Below are 21,544 nucleotides of genomic sequence, written 5' to 3' on the forward strand. Positions count from 1 at the left end.
ATTTCCCCCTGGTTGATTTCAAAAGGCAGATCAATTTCATCACTTTTCCCTGTTCCCTCCCCCCCTAGCCCCCCGTGCACGGGGGGTTTGGGGGGGCTGTTCCCCTTTCCCTCCTATAGTTGTTTAAAGTGTTCAGTCCCCAAAATTTTAATTAATTGGGATTAGGATAGTAAATTCTGATCCTTCTCCGGGTTTGGAATTGCAACTCATTTGACCCTGATGACGTTCAACAACAATTGAGTAACTAATTGATAGACCCAAACCCGTCCCACTACCGACGGGTTTTGTGGTAAAAAAGGGATCAAAAATTCGTTGTAGCACTTCTGAATTCATTCCTAAACCATTATCTGCAATCGAAATTTTAACTTGATTATCGTTAATTTTCTGGGTAGAAATGGTAATTATGGGGGGATAATCAGCTTGATTCATCAGATGGCGACGATGTTCTAAGGCATCAATACCATTACTAATAATATTCATAAAAACTTGATTCAGTTGAGAGACATAACAGTTCACTTTTGGCAGTTGACCATAGTTTTTAATCACTTCAATTTCCGTACTGTGGGTCGAGCCTCGGAATCTAGTTTGTAAAATCATTAAGGTGCTATCAATCCCTTCATGAATATCTACAGGTTTCATTTCCGCTTCATCCAAACGGGAGAAGTTTCGCAGACTTAAAACAATATTCCGAATTCTTTCAGCCCCGACTTTCATTGACACTAATAGTTTTTGTAAATCTGTGACTAAAAAATCTAAATCAATCTCAGAAATGGTTTCTGTAATTAAGGGTTTAGGTTGAGGATATTCCTGTTGATAGATTTCAATTAATCGGAGTAAATCTTGAACATATTCACTGGCGGGGGTAAGATTTCCATAAATAAAACTTACGGGATTATTAATTTCATGGGCGACTCCCGCTACCATTTGTCCTAGAGAGGACATTTTTTCGCTTTGAATTAATTGGGCTTGGGTATGTTTGAGTTGGTTTAAAGTTTGTTCTAAACGGGAATTTTTTTCGTTGAGTTCTTGGGTACGTTCTTGAACTTTATTTTCAACAGAGGCATATAACAGGGCATTTTCTAAAGACACCGCAGCTTGGGAAGATAGTAGGTTTAAAACTTCAATTCGCTCTGAGGTAAAGGCTCCGGCTGTTAAGTTATTTTCTAAATATAAAATTCCTAAAAGTTTCCCTTGGCTAATAATCGGAGTACATAAAATAGATTTAATTTTATGGTTATTAATATAGGGATCATGAGTAAATTGTCCTTCTAGCGTGGCATTCATTAATACTACATCATGCCCGGTTCTTTCCACATAATAAATGACAGTTAAAGGTAAATTTGACCCTTTTTCAACATTGACTTTAGGATGAACAATGACTTCTTCGTTATCCGTTGAAGCCTCAGCTTCAATTACTAATTTATCATCGTCGTATAAAATTAAAAATCCTTTTTGTGCCCCCGCATTTTCAATCACAATTTTCATTAAGTTAGCTAATAATTTCTCTAAAACAATTTCCCGTGAAATGGATTGAGATGCTTTAATGACGGTGCTTAAATCCAATAACGCTAAACTACTGCCATGGGAGGTACTCAGGGTAACGGATTCCGTTTCAAATAAAGCAGGTTTAAGGGTGGCTAAATATTTGAGTTGAGGATATTCGGTTTCTAACTGTTCGACTTTACGAACTGCACCCCAACGTTGATAGCTATAATAGGCTTCTCGCAGGTGAATATTGGCATATTTGAGTTTATGATAATTCATCCAAAATTTAGCCGTGAGTTCATGACTGAGGGCAACATTTTGAATAAATCCGGCTTCCTGTGCCGTTGATATTGCTTGTTCATATAAATCAATTGCTGCAAAGGAATCTTGAGAAAATCGAGCCAATTCTGCTTCGACTAAGAGATATTTAGATAGGAAATTTGTCGGACAGTTATCTGACCAAGTTTTAATTTTTTCTTGATTACTTTTAATTTTTTCTAAAAACTGCTGTTCTTGGGATTCTGAAACTCTTTCTAAATTGGAAATTAAAATTAAAGAAGAATAAAAATAATATTCTGTGACGGGAATTAATCCTAAAATAAATTGTAGTAATTCTTCAACTTCTAAGGTTATTTTTAAGGCTGCTTCTACCTCACCATATAGGTATAGAACTTGCAGTTTAAAAATTTTGTAAAGACAGAGAGAATAGAATGTCCGATTTTTTTGGCTACTCTCAATATAATCTAACTCTGTGATTTCTGGAGCATCAAAAGATAATAAATCTGGGGTTTCACCGATTAAATTGATCAAAATTCCTCGGAGTCCTGTTAAGGTATCAATCACCAGATAATTTTCAGTTTTATCGGCGAATTTTAAATAGTTTTTAACTTCAATTAAAAACTTAGGCAAGTTTACACCCTGCACCATTAAATTTAGCGATTGATTATTTAATAAATAACCAGCATATTGCAAATCTCCTGAATCTAAAGCAGATTGATAACCTTCATGACCTAAAGCATTTGAATTCTTAATCGGTTCTAACCAATAGTTGAGACAACTAATTAAGGATGCAGATACCTTATAGACGGGATAATTCCACTTTTTATTCAGTTTTAAAGCCAATTGACCTAACTCATAGGCGGTTTGATATTGATTAAAGATTGTAGCAACTAGAATCCCATAGGTCGCATAGAAAAATCCGGCTTCTGGAGAATATCCCGATTCAATCGCAACTTTTACACCCTTGAGAATTACCACTGTCCATAAACTAGGATTACTGACATAGGCGGAGGGTGCTAAATTATTGAGAAGTTTTAAAGTAATTTTTTTGTCTGGTTCAACAATTGGGTTTTGCTCCAGAAATGTCGATAGATTATTAATATTAATCAAGTTTTGTAGAGACTCTAATTCCTGGGGAATAAAGGTTTGTAGGTTTTCTGTGGGTAAATCCAATCCAAATAAAGCTAAGGCTTTAATTCCGGCATTGATAGAGGCTTCATATTTTAATTGTAAGGTATATTGAATTAAAAGTAGATTATAAATTTCAGCTTTTTCTAAATTAGATTGAGAGTGTTGTAAAATTAACTCAATTAAGATTTCACTTTCAGCAAAATTCCCATTCAGGTATTCTATCTCGGCTCGTTCTCGATACAATGCAAAGGCTAAAGAATAATATTCAACCCAACTATTATCGGGTAAAATTTCAATTCCGGCGATTAAATATTCCCGGGCGGCACCATAGGCGGTGGCATCTTTGGCTTTTTTTCCCGCTTCTAAGTTTAAACTGGCTAATTGTAGTTGTTCTTGTTGATCAGTAATTAAAGATCGACCCACATTCAGGTGATCAACTAAATCAAATACCTTTTCTAACCAATATTGGGGCGGTGTATTAGCTAATAGTAACCGACCAATAGTTAGGTGAACCGATTGTTTTTGAGAGTCCGCAATTAAGGAATAGGCAGCTTGTTGAACCCGGTCATGGAGAAATCGATAATTGAGAACCAGATAGGGATTAATTTGTTCCGGTTCCAAATTATCGGCATCCAGTAGGGGTTTAATTAAACCTTCTTTTAAAGCGGGTAATAAATCTTGAAAGGTATCAACGGATTCCTTACTATAAATTAGGGATAAGGTATTTAAGTCAAATTGATTCCCCACACAGGCGACTAATTGTAAAACCTGTTGAGTTTTCTGGGGAAGTTTTTGGAGCTTACCAATCATTAATTCAACGACATTATCGGTAATATCTAAAGCTTTAATTTCGTCAACATTCCATTGCCAAGCAATTCTTTCTGAGTTGAAAATTAGGAGTTTTTCTTGATATAATATCTTGAGAAATTCATTCACAAAAAATGGATTTCCCTCTGTTTTTTTGATTACTAATTCGGCTAAAGGGAGAACGGTATGGATATCGCTATGGAGGGTATCGGCTACCAGTTCCGTCACTTGTGCCAAATTTAAAGCTGTTAGATGAATTTCATGAATTAAGCCATCGGTATCGGGTTCTGGACTAAATGATTCGGATTTCAACCCTTCTAAAATCATCATTAAAGGATGGGTAGGACTAACTTCGTTATCTCGATAGGCTCCAATTAAAAATAAATATTGGGTAGCATCATCTGTTAACATTAATTTGATTAATTTCAGGGTGGCAGAGTCGGCCCACTGTAAATCATCTAAGAAAATCACTAAGGGATGTTCGGGTTGACAAAACAGACTAATAAAGTTCTGAAAGACTAAATTAAACCGATTTTGAGATTCGGCGGCACCCAATTCTAATACTGTTGGTTGCGGGCCGATAATTAGTTCAATTTCAGGAATTACATCAATAATAATTTGTCCATTCGGCCCCAAAACTCTTAATAATTTTTCTCGCCATTGATCCAACTTTTCTTGACTTTCACTCAAGAGTAATCTAGCTAATTCAGAAAAGGCATTAACTAAGGCAGAATAGGGAATACTGCGTTGAAATTGGTCGAACTTTCCACTAATAAAATAACCTTTTTTTTCAATAATTGATTTACAAATCTCTTGGACTAATACGGATTTTCCAATCCCCGAATATCCAGAAATTAACATAATTTCGGTTTTGCCTTGACTCACCCGGTCAAAGGCTTGAATTAAGGTATCAATCTCGTTTTCTCGACCATAGAGCTTTTTGGGAATCTTAAATTGATCGGAAATATCCTGCATTCCCAAGGCAAATTCGCTAACGGTTCCTGTAGCTTGAAATTGTTTAAAACTGTCTTCTAAATCGGCAATTAATCCCCAAGCACTCTGATAGCGTTCTTCCGGGGTTTTAGATAATAATTTCAGGACAATTTGAGAAATAATCGGGGGAATTTCTGGGTTAATTTCATGGGGAGGAATCGGCTGTTTTGCTAGATGGGCGTGAACTAACTCCATCGCATCGGTGGTGGGAAAAGGTACCTGTTGGGTTAATAATTCATAGAAGGTTGCTCCCAAGGAATAAAAATCGGTTCGATAGTCTACTGACCGATTCATTCTTCCGGTTTGTTCGGGAGAAATATAAGAAAGGGTTCCTTCTAAATTTTGCGGGGGATGGAGCCGTAAGGATTCCTGGGTTAATCCACTGGAAATGCTAAAATCAATTAATTTAACCTGTCCAGTAGCGGGATTAAAAACAATATTGGAAGGGTTAATATCTTTGTGAATCAGGTTGGCAGCATGAATTTCTCGTAGTCCTTGGGCAATTTTAATCGCTAGGTTTAAAAATCCTAAGAGAGTAAATTTCTGAGTAGCTAATAAGATTTTTAACGATTCTCCGCCAAAATCTTCTAAGGTCATGACTAAAGTATTTTGATAGGTTTGAAGTTCATAAACCTTAATCACACTTTCTAAATTAAAGTTGCGGAGGATTTTATATTCTCGCTCATATTTTTGAATATCAGATTGAGGCGGAAATTCCCCCTGTAGCACCTTTAAAATCACGGGGGAGTGATCCTGTTCTCGAACTGCTCGGTAAACAACGGAGTTAACACTTTCGTAGATTTGTGCTAAAATCTGATATCCAGGTAAAGCAATCATATTTGTTTCCCTATGCAATGATTGGGGCTGAGTTTTTCTAAAGTTTTAGTGATCAATAATAAACATTAAATAACCAAGAGACGCGCGGTTACAGATAAACCCTGATAACTCAGCTTATATCAATTATATACCCCAAAAACTCGCCTTCTTCAAAAAACCGGGTTTTTAACTTAATTCTGAATAGAAAAAACACCTGGGAGTCTGGCCGAGTTTCGACCCCAAGTGCTTCTTCTTTATTAATCTCACTCCTCACACTCCTCAAATATACACGATTATTTTGGGATGTCAAGGAAAAACTGAAAAATAAAATTTCCAGCCCGGCTCAAGAACGTTTCAAATCCTTAGACAACAGACGGTTGAGGCTGGAATTGGAACATGGAATAAATCACATTTCGGCGAATATCGGTCATCATATCCAAGAACAATTCATATCCCTCGCTCTTATATTCAATTAAGGGATCTTTTTGTCCATAACTCCGTAAACCTACGGACTCCCGTAGCGCGTCCATTTGTTGTAAATGCTCCCGCCACAGGGTATCAATTTGTTGCAGGATGAAGAAGCGTTCAGCTTCGCGCATTAACCCCGGTCGGATTTGATTGACTTGATTTTCTTTCATATCATAAGCATTGCGTAACTGTTCATGGAGGAAAGTTTTAATTTCATCTACCGATAAATCCACTAATTGTTCGGCGGTTAAATCGGCTAACAGATAGACAAATTCCTTGGATTTAGTAACAAGACTTTCTAAATCCCATTCTTCTGAAGGTAAGTCAGGATTAATATAGGCTTCCACAATATCATCCATGGTTTGTTCCCCATATTTAATCACTTGTTCCTTCAAATCTTGCCCTTCTAAAACCCGTCGCCGTTCGGCATAAATTGCCCGCCGTTGGTTGTTCATTACCTCGTCATATTCAAATACCTGTTTACGGATATCGTAATAGTAGGTTTCAACTTTTCGTTGGGCATTTTCCAGCGATCGCGTTAATAATTTAGACTCAATGGGCATATCTTCATCCACATTAAAAGCATCCATTAATCCGGCCACTCGATCGCCGCCAAAAATCCGTAATAAATTATCCTGTAAACTCAAGAAAAACCGCGTGGAACCCGGATCACCCTGTCGTCCAGCCCGTCCCCGCAATTGATTATCAATCCGGCGAGATTCATGGCGTTCGGTTCCAATTACATGAAGTCCACCATATTCCACCACCTCATTATGTTCCTGTTTGGTGAAGTTTTCGTACTCATGAACTATCAAATTATAGACTTCTCGCAATTTTTGAATTACCGGGTCAGTGGTGGGAGCTTTTTCCGAAGCAACGGCTAATAAATCCTCCGCTTGTAACTCTGCTAAATTGCGTTCTCCATGAACTCCCACGGCAAAATCAACCGCATCTTTCAGTTTTTGTTCAGTAGGTTTTAATAATTCCGTAGGGAATAATTGCGTCGTTACTTTCCAGGTTTTAGGTTTTTTATTCTGATCAAATCCTTGGGCTGCGGGGCGACGGCTACCCGGTACCCCAGCAATCACTAATTCCTTTTCATCATCGGGTTTAACAAGTTTAGGCATCAAATACTCGCGCATTTTTAGCCGTCCCATAAACTCCGCATTTCCCCCCAAAATAATATCCGTTCCCCGTCCAGCCATGTTAGTAGAAATAGTAACGGCCCCTTTGCGTCCGGCTTGGGAAATAATTTCCGATTCCCGTTCGACGTTTTCGGGTTTAGCATTTAATAAATTATGGGGAATTTTGCGTTGTTGTAATAAATTCGAGAGAATTTCTGATTTTTCGACGCTAGTTGTTCCGACTAAAACCGGACGCCCTTCTTTATGTAAATCCGCACATTCTTCAGCAATGGAAGTCCATTTTCCTTCTTCAGTTTTATAGACCACATCGGGTAAATCTTGACGTCCGGTAATCCGGTTAGTCGGAATAATAGTAACTTGCAGCTTATAGATGCGTTCAAATTCGGCTTCTTCGGTTTTAGCGGTTCCAGTCATCCCCGATAATTTAGGATATAACAGGAAGAAATTTTGATAGGTAATGGTGGCTAAAGTTTGGGTTTCCGGTTGAATATCTACCCGTTCTTTAGCTTCAATGGCTTGGTGTAAACCGTCACTCCAACGCCTTCCGGGCATCACCCGTCCGGTAAATTCATCCACGATAATGACTTCCCCATTACCGATAATATAGTTGACGTCTTTAATAAATAATTCTTTGGCTTTTAAGGCATTAAAAACAAAGTGCGCCCAAGGATCATTAGGATCATATAAATCTTGAACCCCAAATAGTTCTTCCGCCCGGGCAAAACCTTCATCGGTCATCAGAACATTACGGCCTTTTTCATCGACTTCATAATGTTCTTCTTTTTCCATCATTTGAGCAACTTCCGCCGCCCGCATATATTTTTGACTCGGACGTTCCACCTGACCAGAAATAATTAAAGGCGTCCGGGCTTCATCAACTAAAACCGAGTCTACTTCATCAATAATGCAATAGTTGAACACCCTCTGCACAACTTCATCCATGGAGATCGCCATGTTGTCGCGCAGGTAGTCAAACCCCATTTCACTGTTTGTACCGTAGGTAATATCACAGTTGTAGTTTTTCTTCCGTTGGTCGGGACTCATTTCCTGCTGAATTAGCCCCACACTTAGCCCCAGGAATCGGTGGATTTGTCCCATCCATTCGGCATCCCGTCGGGCGAGATAATCGTTGACGGTGATGACGTGAACCCCTTTTCCGGCTAAGGCGTTGAGGTAGGCCGGAAGGGTGGAAACCAGGGTTTTTCCTTCTCCGGTTTTCATCTCGGCAATTTGCCCCGTGTGGAGGATAATCCCGCCCAGGAGTTGGACGTCAAAGTGTCGCATCCCCAAAACCCTCTTTCCGGCTTCGCGGACAACGGCAAACGCTTCTGGGAGAATTTCATCCAGGATTAGGTTTTCGTCGTCTCGGTTTTTAGCTTTGGATAATTTTTCCTTAAATTCCCCTGTCTTGGCCCGCAGTTGTTCATCCGAGAGGCTTTGAATTTCTTCCTCTAAAATGTTGATATCCGTGACAAGAGGCTGATATTTTTTAAGTTTACGCGCATTCGGATCGCCTAACAGAGCTTTTAACATGGCAAGAACAGGATATAGTTACGAAAATTTATTGGTTTTGAATAAATCATTGTTGATTCTAGCATTTCCTGGCTTCATCTGTTTCACCTGACACCGTTGACCCTAATTCAATCCGGACTGCACTCGCCATAAACCCGCATAAATACCCGGCGCTTCTAAGAGGTTTTCATGGGTTCCAGATTCGACTAATTTTCCCTGTTCCATCACATAAATACAGTCGGCATTTCTAACCGTTGAAAGCCGATGGGCGATCGCAATTGTTGTCCGATTTTTGGTAATCTTTTCTAAGGATCTTTGAATGGCTGCTTCGGTTTCATTATCCACGGCCGATGTCGCTTCATCTAAGATTAAAATAGGCGGATTTTTTAAGACCGCCCGGGCGATAGCAATTCGTTGTCGCTGTCCGCCGGATAATTTCTGACCTCTTTCTCCTACAATTGTTTCATATCTATCGGGTAAATCCCGAATAAATTCATCGGCTTCGGCGATTTTTGCCGCTTCGATAATATCAGTTAAGGACGCATCAAAGGTTCCATAGGCAATATTTTCGGCAACGGTTCCATGAAACAAGAAAACATCCTGACTAACTAAGCCAATTGCTTGGCGTAAATCCGGTAATTTCAACTGGTTTAATTCTATCCCATCTATAGTAATTACCCCAGCATTAATTTCATATAACCTCAATAATAGTTTTACCAAGGTACTCTTTCCCGACCCCGTAGAACCGACAATGGCAATAGTTTGTCCGGCGGGAATTTTTAAGGATAAATCTTGAATTACCGGATAGCGATTTTGATAGGAAAAATAGATATTTTTTAACTCTATTTCTCCTCTAACTAAAGAAACCGGAAGGGCAATATCCCCAGGGTGAATTTCTATCGGAGTATCTAATAAATTCATCACCCTGTTAATAGAAGCCATCGCCCGTTGATATTGATCAAAAGTGTCTCCCAGTCGCGTTAACGGCCATAATAACCGTTGGGTAATAAACACTAAAACGCTATAGGTTCCTACGGCTAAAGCCCCGGAAGTAACCTGTAATCCACCTAATAATAAAGTAGCAATAAATCCAAATAAAATCAAACTCCTAATCACTGGAACATAGGCGGAAGAGAAGGCAATTGCTCGGCGATTACTTTGGCGATAGGCTTCACTATGCTCGCTAATTCTTTCGATTTCATACTGTTCAGCAGTAAAACTTTTAATAGTTGTAATTCCGCCCAAATTATTCGCTAATTGTCCATTTAATAAACTAACTTTTTCGCGAACATCTGCATAACGGGGGGCGAGTAATTCCTGAAACCAAACCGAACCCCAAACAATAAAAGGCATCGGGAACATTGCCCACCAAGCGACTGTAGGTGCTAAAATAAAGAAGGCTGCTCCAATTACAATTACCGTTGTTATCACTTGGATAATTTCATTCGCCCCCATATCTAAAAATCGTTCTAACTGGTTAATGTCATCATTTAAAATCGACATTAAACCGCCACTACTGCGTTCTTCAAAATAGGCTAATTCTAAGTTTTGTAAATGTCCGTAAGCATCTAATCTCAGATTATGTTGCAAGGTTTGGGCTAAATTTCGCCACAAAACTTTATAAGCATATTCAAAAACAGATTCTAAACTCCAAATTATTAAACTTAAAAACGATAACATCAACAATTGATTAAACGCTCCTTGAATCCCCCATTGGGATAGGAAGGAAACTTTGGGGTTAATTACAACATCAACGGCCCATCCAATTAATACCGGAGGGGCTAAATCAAAGATTTTATTTAAAACTGAATAAACCGTTGCTAACCCAATCGTTTTTTGATAGGGATGAGCATAAACTAGAAACCGTTTTAAGGGATGATTGGGTTGAGACAAGGGACAATCCTAAAATGATTATTTCTCTATTATATAATAGTAATCAGTTTCTTACCCATTACCTATAGCAACCGCCTAGGTTTGCTGTATCAGTCTATGTCCTAACACCCCAGCCGCGGTTGCTATAATTCAGTTTTGACGGGAAGTAGGAGGAACTTCCGGCTCAGGAGATGAAAGGGTTGTTGGAGAATTTTGCTCGGATTTATTAAAGCTCATGGCAACTAATGAAAATCCTAAATAAGCGGGTAAAATAATCGCAGTAATAAAAGCCAAAACAGTTAACCAAGACCCTAAATTATTAGATTTTCCATAGGTAGAACGATAGGGATCTTGCTTGATTTGATAGGGGTTTTCTTGAGTTTCTAATCTTCTTAAACGTTTAAATCTAACCCGTCGGTCATCTAATTTTTCCACTAAAACCCAGCCCGTTTCTGCTTCTTCCTGACATAGCCGTTTAAAAACAGTTGGATTGCGAAATACATCTTGACTGGCGCGGACAATCTTGTATTCCCATTCCTTAACTAAAGGTTCAGGGGATTCAGGATTAGAATAGCCATTAGATTGTACGGATTTTGCACGCATTTGTTTAATATCTTCTGAGTCGTAACGAGTCAATGTTTCTTCCTCCTCCTGTTCTAATTCTACATTTATTTGGATGGAACAGAGCCAGTTAGCGAGTAAAACCGCATCAATTCCTAGACTACTGACCATCAGACTTAATACAGCAATTTCGCTCATAATTAAGCTGGAGATAAATAACCTTCAATCCACAAATCACAACCCACAGAACCCCAAGTCATTCTTTCTAATAAAAGTGCCTCTGTCATTTGAGTAAAACCCAAATCTTCCACCGGAGAAGGCGCCCCACTTCCCCCAATAATTTTAGGGGCAATAAAGGCTAAAATTTTATGAATGCTGCCATCTTGGAGTGCATTGGTGGCTAGGGTTCCCCCACATTCCCACAACACCGATAAAAATTGACGTTGGTAGAAATAAGTCATGACTTGGGCGGGTGTTAAGGGCGACAATTCCGCGACCTCTACCCCCTTATTCTGTAGAAAATGTTGGAAATCTGGATTTATACCCTCCTCTGTTATAACTAAAGTTTTCGCCTCTTGAGTGTCCCATAAATGGGCTTGTTTGGGTAAATCTAAGGTGCGACTCATCACCACTCGCAAGGGGTTGGGTTCCCCAGCATCGTGAGTTGTCAGCAACGGATTATCTCGTCGGACGGTATTTCCCCCAACAATTACCGCATCACAAGCGACTCGTAACTGATGAACTTTTTGTCGGGCTTCTGTTCCCGTAACCCAATAACTATGACCCGTTGTGGTGGCAATTTTTCCATCTAATGTCATTGCATATTTCCAAATTCCTAGGGGTTGATGATGCAGAATTTGATGCGTAAATGCTTCGTTTAACTGTTGACAATCTGCTGTTTCTATGCCTACAATTACCTCAATTCCTGCATCTTTTAAGCGTTGAATTCCTGTGCCTGAAACTAAGGGGTTGGGGTCAACCATTCCCACTACAACCTTAGCTATTTTTGCTGCAATTAGGGCTTCTGTGCAGGGGGGAGTCCGACCAAAATGATTACAGGGTTCTAAATTCACATAAACCGTTGCTCCCTTTGCTTGTTCTCCGGCATTTCTCAGGGCAAAAACTTCGGCATGAGGTTCACCCGCCCCCGGATGAAATCCTTCTCCAATAATTTTTCCGTCTTGAACAATTACACAACCGACTAGAGGATTAGGTGCAGTTTTTCCTAATGCTTGACGGGCTAATTTCAAGCATTGCTGCATCATTTGTTGATCAAAATTTAAGGTCATAGAATAGGGAAGGGGGAAGGGGTAATGAGTAATGGGTAATGGGTAATGGGTAATGGGTAATGGGTAATGGGTAATGGGTAATGGGTAATGGGTTTTGGGTTTTGGGTTTTGGGTAATAAACTGTTAACTGTTAACTGATGACTGATAACTGTTAACTGTTAACTGTTAACTGATAACTGTTTCAACTGTCTTCAATGGCTGGAAGTTGGGGTAAGATTTGAGATTCGGGAAGTTGGGAAATAGTGAAAATTGAAGTTCCAGACTGGGATTGATTTTGGGCTTTGGTGAGTAAATCAACCGTATCGCCTAAAGCCATGGTTAAACTATTGCGAGTTTCCAGATGGGCTGCTTTTTCGGCTTCGATGGCTTCGACCAGTTGATGAATATGTTCCCTAGAGCGATCGCGTTCTAACATCACCTCAATTAATTTTGCCTTAACTTCATCCAAAGTTTTTAACGGGTCAATCTCTTGACGAACGGCGACCCGTACCTGTAATTCATTGGGTAGGGGAGACAGGCGTTGCCATCGTTCTAACTCTCCCCGCAGTTCTCCCACCTGTTCTAAATAGCGTCCGGCTTCTTGGCGTCGTTGTTGGGCTTCAGTATTGTAGCGTTGTCGCCATTGGTCGGAACTTTCGACCGCCGCATTCAGATCCCGTTGGGTTTGTGCCAACTGTTGTTTCAAGCGTTTAATTTCATCAAGCCACTGCCGAACATCCTGGGTCATAGAACTGGGAAAAATAAAAAATCGGGCAATTATTGATTCTAGTATTTTATCTAAATATTGGTAAAATCTGTTAAATCCGATCGAGATATTGAGCAAAAACAAGATTTCATAGATTTTCCGTCATTCCTAGATATTATATTATCTATTTTGCAATTTTCGCAATTGATCAAAGGCAGATTGTCTTAATTTCATGGGCAAAACAGATAAAATTAATCCTGTCCCTGCTTTGACAGTGGAATAAGATTTTCCCTGCCAAACCAGTTGTCTTCCTGCTTGAGTTTCTCCAGTTTCAATTAACCGTAATCCTAATAATAATTGTGTTTCAGCCAGACGGGATTGACGAATCGATTCGCAAGTTTCTGACTCAAATTTAAAACTGTTTAAATAATTTAATTTATCGCGTAAATAGGGAATGGCTCGATTAATTCCTTGCTGTTCAGCATGAACCCGGTATTCCATTAATCGTTGTGCTAAGTAATATCCCGATTTTCCCGCTAATGCTAACCGGACAAATAAATCATTATCTTCACAGTTCTGTAAATTCGGACGCATGAAGTTTACATCTAATAAAGCTTGACGACGAAATAACGTGGCTCCTACCTGAAAACTTTGTTGAATGAAGATAACTCCTAATAAATTCTTAACGATTCCTTCGGCAAGTTTGGTTCTTCCCCACCGTTGAGAATTCTGTTGTGTTGCCTTTTGATCTCGCTGATTATTAATATCAATAATCCAATGATCGGTTCCAACAAAATCTACTTCAGGATATTGATCTAAAATAGCTATTGTTTTCTCCAGAAATTCAGGGATCAGGCGATCATCATCATCAAATTTGATGAAATATTGCCCCGTTGCTGCTTCAAATCCTGAACGCATATTATTACTTTTACCAATATTTTGAGGATGGCGGATATAACGGATACGCGGATCTTGATATTTAGCCATTAACTCTGGAGTTCCGTCAGTTGAGCCGTCATCACAAACGATTAATTCCCAATCAGAATAAGTTTGTTTTTGAATACTTTCAATGGCAAAGGGTAATATGTGACAGCGATTAAAGCTGGGGATACAGACGGTAACTTTAGTCATGAGTTTATAATTATTTATCAAGACAAGCGGAATCACTATGATCTTATCAATTCGATCATCGAGGAAATAATGTTAACAGTTCTTCAACAGCAGATTTTACCTGGCTGGGTTCTTTGACAAACCGACAAAAAGGAATTTGGTGAGTCCAAGTTTGATAAAATAAATCGTTTTTATAATAAGAATTCGGCATAAAAACATGAGGAATTCCCAACAAAATACAGAGAATATGACCGTGTAAACGATTAGTAATAACTAAGCGATACTTGAGCATTTGATACATTCCTGAGTGCATCATACTCCAAGACCGACGATGAAGTTCGGGTTGATCCATGTCCCTAAATTGACTAACATACGGGTGTAAATACTCCCACTTCTGCCGCGATAACCATTCCCTCGGAGTTGCAAAACCTCGCTGCCAACCTTCTCGAATTAATCGTACCATTCCCGGAATATAAATCGGCCAATCTTCAGGCGCTTTAGCCATCCAGGTATAAGAAACCCAATCTTCTATTACGAGGTCAGATATACCCAGAGAATCCGGGGAAAAACCTTGATTAAATTCCTTATCCTGCCTACAGAAATATAAAATAGAAGATTCCGGTTTGATGTTTATTGGGATATCTGGTAAGTTCATCATCTGAAAGAACATATCTGGAGCTTTAATAACTTGACACTGATTAAAATGATCACTTGCTATTTGATAACTGTAGTTATCCCGCGCAAAAATAGTTAGCTGAGGATGAGAGTTAAAAACATCGGCTGTTTTTCTTAATTTGTTGGGATCGGAAAAATAAATACTTTGGGGTAAGATGAATATGGGTCTATCTGGGTACTGAGAAATAATCATCTCCCTAAAATTTTGATGGGGTAACCAGAGATCTCCTAAATTTCCCCCACCTTGTAGAAGTATCGGTACTTTTCCCGCTTTTTGATTCATTAATTCTCCTGAAAATCCAGTAAAAGTAGCAGAATATTTTATTTGAGCTTTTAGCACTTCACTCAAATAAAATATTGTTCCAATCCAAATCAAATGGTCGCCAATATTTGGATAAGCTGGATAGTCAAGTAAGGCACAACTTTCTATTTTTCCCAATCCTTGCAAAGATTGATGTAGGGCTTCTTTAACTTTTGTCGGACTTGAAAGATCGCTCATCTCTATTTGATTAATAAACTATAATTATTCACGGAGGGCGTATGCTCCGAGATCAAGACAACTCATTCCGGGGTGCTAATTGTATATTTTCTTAAGTTTTTGCATCACCTTTTGCATCTTTCTATTCGTTTTTACCCAGAAACTCGGTGGCTTTAATACTTGAGGTTTCAAATCGGGCTGCTTGATAAAACGATAGTGTAAAAATATATCTTGATAACGGATATTGACATCTTCACCCTGACACAATCGTGCAAAATCAGCCGAAGAGTAATTCATGTAATGAATTCGATGAATGGGTTTTAATCCTTCTTCATTATAAAGAACGTTATTAATATTGACAAAAGGATCGGCATCGGCACAATTTCCTGTTCGTTCTTGACCATTAGGACTGCGGGTAAAGTTAAACATTTTTGGGTTTCCTGGAAATGTCATGTAGCTGAATAAACCCGAACTAGACCACCAAGATCTTGGCCGTACCCATTCTATTTCTCCTTGTTCGATGGCTCGTTTTTTCAAATCCTCTAACTGGTCAAAGCTGAATAAACCTTTTTTAGAACCAAAAAAACTATCACAGTGTAATCGAGGACGGATTTCATCTTCTGTTAGCCCCGTTTTTTGTTCAATGATTGACAAATCCAGTTCGGTTACATCTCGTGGCTTTTTATGTTCCCAATCATTAAAAACCAGATCGTACTCGTTGAGTTTTTCAAATATGTCATCTATAGGCTTCATGGCTAGACTATCACCATCAAAGAAGACAAATTTATCAAATTCCCCATCGAAAGCGGCAAATTTTCTATGAACAAAACCTTGATACCAACCTGGACGCGATCTCTTTGAATCCTTAGCTCTGGAGTGAGATTCCCAAAGTTGATTGACAAAATTGTCCCACCCTTCGAGTGCTATCCTATTTTCAAATAGAGTAACATTTTCTCGACTGCTGATTTCTTGCTTAACTCGTTCAATCCGATGATCATAAGGAATCACGCAAACCGGGATATTTGGGCTAATATTAAGCTCAATACTATTGAGCAAAGCTACTAGCTGGTCAAAAACCACATCATTCGCTAAAGTATAAATGCCCAGGGTTTCCATGTATCAACTCCTAGTTCTTCTAAATCTGCTAACAATCTAAACTGACTTTTCAACTAATTTTATGAGGAAAGCCAATTCCCTGAAAATCTTAATGATTTCTTCAACGTTCCCCTATCCCCCAACTCGAGGAGGCACCCAAGTTAGAACATTTAATTTACTCAAATATTTGAGTCAACAGAATTCTATCACAGTTGTAACTCAACAAAGCCCCGATGTCACGGAGGAAGATATTGTTGCATTAAGGCAATGGGCGGATGAGGTTGTTGTTTTTCCCCGTCCAAACAGCCGAGGAAAAGGGAGTATTTTGGGAAAAGTCCAACGGTTTGGTCAATTTCTGATTCAGGGTAATCCACCGAGTGTACTGTCGAATTACTCAGAGGTGATGCAACAATGGATTGATCAATTTGTGCAGGGGGGAAAATGTGAAGTGATCACTTGCGAACATAGCGTTAATGAAATTTATGTTCGTCCGCAGTGGAAAAATCAACTCAAAACCGTTGTCAACGTTCACAGTTCAGTTTACGGCACCTGTCGCCAACAGTTAGAAACCCGAACCGCAGAACAACCTCTACGCGATCGCTTAAACCTTCCCCTACTCTATCGCTACGAACAACGCTACTGCTCAAAATTTTCTGCAATTGTGGCAACAACAAAAGAAGATCGCCAGCAACTGCAAGATTTCAACCCCCAAGCCCAATTTGAAGTCATCGCCAATGGCGTAGATTTTGACAAATTTCCCTATAAAACCTCTGATCCCGGAGGACACCGATTGATTTTTATTGGGGCAATGGATAACTTAGCTAATATTGATGCGGCTCGTTATTTGAGTTTAGAGATATTTCCGCAAGTACAACAGTGTTATCCAGATGCCACACTTGCGCTTGTGGGAGCTAGACCCGTACCACAGGTGTCAGAATTATCGGCATTACCAGGAATTGAAGTGACAGGACAAGTCCCATCAATGGCAGAATATCTACATCAAGCAACTGTTTGTGTGATTCCAATGCGAACGGGTTTTGGAATTAAAAATAAAACCCTAGAAGCCATGGCCGCAGGAGTTCCCGTGGTGGCCAGCGATCGCGGTTTAGAAGGTTTGGCCGTTGATGGGCCCAATGATCCCCATCGCGCTCTCCGGGCTAACACCGTGGCAGAATATGTAGAAACCATTAGCCGACTGTTTGAACATCCCCATCTGAGGGAACAATTGTCGCAAAATGGGAGATTATTAATAGAAACTGAATATACTTGGGAACGAGCCGGTGAACTTTATGAACAAGTATTGCTGCGTCGTTAGCCTAATCCCATCCTAATCCGAATCCATGATGAATCCTTTAGAGACAGGTCATCAACCCTCGCCTAGAAAAAAGAGTCAACCCCAAAAACCTCAGCCTAAAACGGCCAAAACCCCTGCCAAATCAGGGCAACAGCGTCGCCAAGCTCGACGTTCCCAACCGGCTGCTTTACCTGCGGGGAAAAAAACAGCCCTCCAACCTCCGAAATCTCAACCGTCCCAACCCATTAGCCGATTTTGGAAAAAATGGATAGCCGACGGGGTTGCCTTTACTTTACTATTCGGAGGAACTGCCTTAATTGGGGGCTGTGCCTGGTTTAGTTATCAACTAATTGTTAATCCTGATATTGGAGTTTGGTTAAATCAATTGTTACCCAGTTGGACACAAATTCCCCTACAACGCCGCGACTCAATTGTTACCTTAGATGAAATTAATCAAGCCCTCAAAACAGAAGGGTTCATGGTGGGGAAATCCCTAACTTTACCGATGGTTGATTCCATTTCAAAAACGGGGAATGAGCAAAAATCCGCAGTCCCATTTAACTCTTTATTGATAAATTCAGATGCTATTGTTCAAAAGTCGAATGATTTATTAATTCCTATTTTAAAAACCCGTGACTCTAGTGTTACCCATCCCTGCGAAGGGACTTGTCAAGAAATTGTGCAGGTGCGGGTTTATGAAGCCGTTCAAACCCCCTATCAACGCCAGGGTAGCACTCAATATTATCGGTTAATGCAGCAACTTGATACCCAAGGGCCAGCCGAATCTTTTGTGATTGCTTCCCTAATTGGAACCGAATCTAATCAACAGGGTTCTAATAAGCCCTTACCCCTAACTCGACTGACACAATTTAAAGGAAAAGTTCCTCAAGGGGGGGTCTGGTTTAATCTTAATAGTGAGCGGGTGGTGGGAGATAAAACCGTTCCTTATGGACAGATTCTGCATTACAATCCGAGTCGCCATTATTTGAGCATGATGTTAGAATGGAAAAGTGCCGCCGGACAACAACCGATTTGGCAGGAAGTCACCGGAGGCAAAGATCCAGAATTATTAATTGAACAAACTATTGGGCTAGAGCCTCAATTTAGTATTTATCAAGTCCAACCTTTGCAATTTATTCCTAACCCGATTCAATTAACGGCTATTTCTTTAGATGAGATATTTTTAGATAATTATAATTATCGACAGTCTTTAAGATTGGCTCGTAGTGGGTTATGGTCGCCAGCATTGAATTTAATTAAACCGTTGAAAAAAAATATAGTCTCTGGAAATAGTCCTAATTTGAAATGGTCAACAGCCGTTCAAGCCCAGTTAGATTTAATTGAATTTCATGCTAAAATTACCAAAGCTCAAGCCGTTGCAGCCTGGGCAAGTCCGAGTCAACAGGTATTAGCCAGTTTAATTGATGGACGCTGGACGGAAGCCCTAGAAGTGTTAAAAAATAGCCCAGGAAATCAACAAGAAATTACCAATTTATTAAGATCAAATGGCGGACGGATTAAAAATCGTCTGAATGCGGCTTTATTAGAAAATCCAGAACAGTTGGAATTAAAAACCTGGGGAACTTTAATTATTGCGGCGGAAAATGGTAGAAATCGAGCGATTAATTGGTTAGATGAACAACCGAAAACCGAGCAGAAAGACCGCCAAGAAATCCTAGAGTTATTATTAAAATCAATAGAATAAATTCATTGAAAATAATTCACTTTCCTTCGACCGATAGGGTCAAGTTTCTATCATGATGAATTGGAATGAGCATAGATTTAATTTTTTAGAAAAAGCTCGCCAGCAAGTCGCTTTTTATTTAGAAGATATTAACACCCCCATCGGAAAAACCGTTAATTTAACCTTAACCGGATTAATTTTAATCTCCTTAACCAGTTTTATCGCCCAAACCTATCCTCTTTCTGATGTAGTTCATTCTCGGTTAGAATTACTGGATTTTGTGATTTTAATTTGTTTTACAATTGAGTATTTAATTCGATTTTGGGTGGCTGATAATAAAAAAGAATTTATATTCAATCCTTTATCTATTATTGATTTAGTTATTATTTTACAGGGTTATTTAAGATTTTTAAATATTGGTTATTTGAGAATCTTTCGCTGGTTTAGAATCCTCCGATTAATTAGATTTATTGATGTTAAAATCTCAATTTTCAGGATTAAAAGCGAAGATGGAGTCATTTTAGCTCGCATTATTTTTACCCTATTAACTATTATTTTTATCTTTTCTGGCTTAATTTATCAAGTCGAACATCCCGTTAACCCAGAAGTGTTTAAAACCTTCTTAGATGCGGTTTATTTTTCCGTCGTCACCATGACCACCGTAGGGTTTGGGGATGTTACCCCGATATCAGATATGGGAAGATTTTTAACAATTTTAATGATATTAACCGGAATTGCTTTAATTCCTTGGCAATTAGGAGATTTAATCAAACAACTACTCAAAACAACTAATCAAATAGAAACAATTTGTTCCGGGTGTGGGTGGTCAGCGCATGACAAAGACGCCCGTTTTTGTAAACGCTGTGGAACTCCATTGAAAAACTCTTAAATAGTGCTAAGTAGTTGCACAAAATAAATTACCTAGTTGAGAGAGGGAACACCGGAACAGCCCCCCCAAACCCCCCGTGCACGGGGGGCTAGGGGGGGAGGGAACAGGGTAGAGGATGTGTAATTAATTTTGTTTAGGTACTTATAAAACCTGCCCTCATCAAAATGGGAGCAGGCCCTTGTACAGATGGGGAACACACTCGTTTTCAATCTCCCAGATTCGTCTTATAAGAAACTGGAATCCAAACTTTTTGCTTCTTCTTCTGTTTGGGGTAAATGTAAACCACATTCCTGTTTTAAACCCCGGAAACGAGTATCCCGTTCATTTTCGTCCGTTGCCATTAAAGGACGGCTAGAATGCCAATCTCCCACGGTGGTATAACCCAGATCAAAATAGGGATGGTAGGGTAAATCATGGGCAGTTAAATATTGGTAAATATCCCTAGAATTCCAAGACAAAATCGGATGAACTTTGTATCTTCCCGAATGTTGAACAATTGGATTTAAGGTTTTGCGATGATGGGTTTGATCGGCGCGTAATCCCGCTAACCAAGCCGTAGCATTTAATTCTTTTAAAGCCCGTTGCATCGGTTCAACCTTACGAATTTTGTCGTAATAATTTAAAGATTCAATATCATCTTTTTCCCATAATCGACCCTGTAAAGCTTCCATTCGAGCCGGACTCATAGGAGATTGATATACTTTTAAATTTAGGTTGAGACGTTCTGTTAACTGTTCGGCAAAAATATAGGTTTCTGTGGGTAAATAACCCGTATCAACCCAAATAATCGGAATATTCGGAACAACGCTAGTGACTAAATGCAACATCACCGCCGCTTGAATTCCAAAACTGGTACTCATGACCAAGCCATCACCAAATATTTCTGCCGCCCATTTGATCATAGTAACGGCATCGGCATCAATCAATTGCTGATTAGTTGCATTCAAATCGAGTTCGAGTTGTTGAATCGTTTGAATTGCCTTATGCTCTGAAGTTTGATCCCGATGATCACGGTGGTATGGAAAAGGGGTGTGACCGTTAGTAACGGGAGAAGATATAGATCCGAGATTCCCGTTGACATTGGGATCAATCAGATTCAATTGTGGCATAGTTTTTGTGGTTTCCCTTGTTATCGATATTGAGAATAAATTAAGCTAACCAGACCTTTATACTCCAAATTTTCTAGTTTCGATCCTGATCTTACCAAAAAAATAACTCTAAAGTTTCAGCCTGTTCGAGTCGGGTTTCCAGATAATCCATCAACACCTCCTCAGCT

Annotated in this window: 13 protein-coding genes; 3 read left to right on the plus strand and 10 right to left on the minus strand. The window is 39.3% G+C overall.

Annotated elements, in window-relative coordinates; translation table 11 throughout:
* Nucleotides 1-147: 147 nt before the first annotated feature.
* The 9 genes from NMG86_RS17485 to NMG86_RS17525 all read right to left on the minus strand — a co-directional run bounded on the left by NMG86_RS17485 (nucleotide 148) and on the right by NMG86_RS17525 (nucleotide 16,422).
* Nucleotides 148-5,532: a trifunctional serine/threonine-protein kinase/ATP-binding protein/sensor histidine kinase gene (locus NMG86_RS17485; RefSeq protein ID WP_026798202.1), complete on the minus strand. Its 5,385-nt coding sequence runs from the start codon at nucleotides 5,530-5,532 to the stop codon at nucleotides 148-150.
* A gap of 341 nt (nucleotides 5,533-5,873) precedes the next feature.
* Entirely contained in the window at nucleotides 5,874-8,657 is a 2,784-nt protein-coding gene (gene secA, locus NMG86_RS17490) for a preprotein translocase subunit SecA (protein ID WP_026798203.1), read from the minus strand.
* Between the two features lie 102 nt (nucleotides 8,658-8,759).
* Nucleotides 8,760-10,529 carry an ABC transporter ATP-binding protein gene (locus tag NMG86_RS17495; protein ID WP_026785882.1) on the minus strand — a complete coding sequence of 590 codons (1,770 nt, stop codon included), beginning with the start codon at nucleotides 10,527-10,529 and terminating at the stop codon, nucleotides 8,760-8,762.
* A 129-nt stretch (nucleotides 10,530-10,658) separates the two neighbouring features.
* Nucleotides 10,659-11,267 carry a hypothetical protein gene (locus NMG86_RS17500; RefSeq protein WP_026798204.1) on the minus strand — a complete coding sequence of 203 codons (609 nt, stop codon included), beginning with the start codon at nucleotides 11,265-11,267 and terminating at the stop codon, nucleotides 10,659-10,661.
* A gap of 2 nt (nucleotides 11,268-11,269) precedes the next feature.
* Complete coding sequence (ribD, locus tag NMG86_RS17505) at nucleotides 11,270-12,358, minus strand: bifunctional diaminohydroxyphosphoribosylaminopyrimidine deaminase/5-amino-6-(5-phosphoribosylamino)uracil reductase RibD (RefSeq protein ID WP_026785880.1); 1,089 nt, start codon at nucleotides 12,356-12,358, stop codon at nucleotides 11,270-11,272.
* Nucleotides 12,359-12,539: 181 nt separating this feature from the next.
* Nucleotides 12,540-13,085 carry a hypothetical protein gene (locus NMG86_RS17510; protein ID WP_026798205.1) on the minus strand — a complete coding sequence of 182 codons (546 nt, stop codon included), beginning with the start codon at nucleotides 13,083-13,085 and terminating at the stop codon, nucleotides 12,540-12,542.
* Nucleotides 13,086-13,223: 138 nt separating this feature from the next.
* Nucleotides 13,224-14,174: a glycosyltransferase family 2 protein gene (locus NMG86_RS17515; RefSeq protein WP_026798206.1), complete on the minus strand. Its 951-nt coding sequence runs from the start codon at nucleotides 14,172-14,174 to the stop codon at nucleotides 13,224-13,226.
* Between the two features lie 55 nt (nucleotides 14,175-14,229).
* Complete coding sequence (locus NMG86_RS17520) at nucleotides 14,230-15,327, minus strand: polysaccharide pyruvyl transferase family protein (RefSeq protein ID WP_026798207.1); 1,098 nt, start codon at nucleotides 15,325-15,327, stop codon at nucleotides 14,230-14,232.
* Nucleotides 15,328-15,402: 75 nt separating this feature from the next.
* Complete coding sequence (locus NMG86_RS17525) at nucleotides 15,403-16,422, minus strand: Npun_R2821/Npun_R2822 family protein (protein WP_026798208.1); 1,020 nt, start codon at nucleotides 16,420-16,422, stop codon at nucleotides 15,403-15,405.
* Between the two features lie 79 nt (nucleotides 16,423-16,501).
* Between NMG86_RS17525 and NMG86_RS17530 the strand changes: the two genes are divergently transcribed.
* From NMG86_RS17530 to NMG86_RS17540, 3 genes are read left to right on the plus strand one after another with little or no spacing between them, the layout of a single operon-like run.
* On the plus strand, nucleotides 16,502-17,716 hold the full coding sequence (locus tag NMG86_RS17530) for a glycosyltransferase family 4 protein (protein ID WP_026798209.1): 1,215 nt from the start codon (nucleotides 16,502-16,504) through the stop codon (nucleotides 17,714-17,716).
* Nucleotides 17,717-17,741: 25 nt separating this feature from the next.
* The gene (locus tag NMG86_RS17535; protein ID WP_237157220.1) at nucleotides 17,742-19,400 is read left to right on the plus strand and encodes a hypothetical protein; all 1,659 of its coding nucleotides are present in this window, start codon (nucleotides 17,742-17,744) and stop codon (nucleotides 19,398-19,400) included.
* A 52-nt stretch (nucleotides 19,401-19,452) separates the two neighbouring features.
* On the plus strand, nucleotides 19,453-20,268 hold the full coding sequence (locus NMG86_RS17540; protein WP_233427995.1) for an ion transporter: 816 nt from the start codon (nucleotides 19,453-19,455) through the stop codon (nucleotides 20,266-20,268).
* A 224-nt stretch (nucleotides 20,269-20,492) separates the two neighbouring features.
* Here the strand turns inward: NMG86_RS17540 and cysH are convergent, their stop codons facing one another.
* The gene (cysH, locus tag NMG86_RS17545; protein WP_026798211.1) at nucleotides 20,493-21,377 is read right to left on the minus strand and encodes a phosphoadenosine phosphosulfate reductase; all 885 of its coding nucleotides are present in this window, start codon (nucleotides 21,375-21,377) and stop codon (nucleotides 20,493-20,495) included.
* Nucleotides 21,378-21,544 lie beyond the last annotated feature (167 nt).

Origin of the sequence: Planktothrix rubescens CCAP 1459/22, assembly GCA_904830895.1 — a bacterium.
Taxonomy (GTDB): domain Bacteria; phylum Cyanobacteriota; class Cyanobacteriia; order Cyanobacteriales; family Microcoleaceae; genus Planktothrix; species Planktothrix agardhii.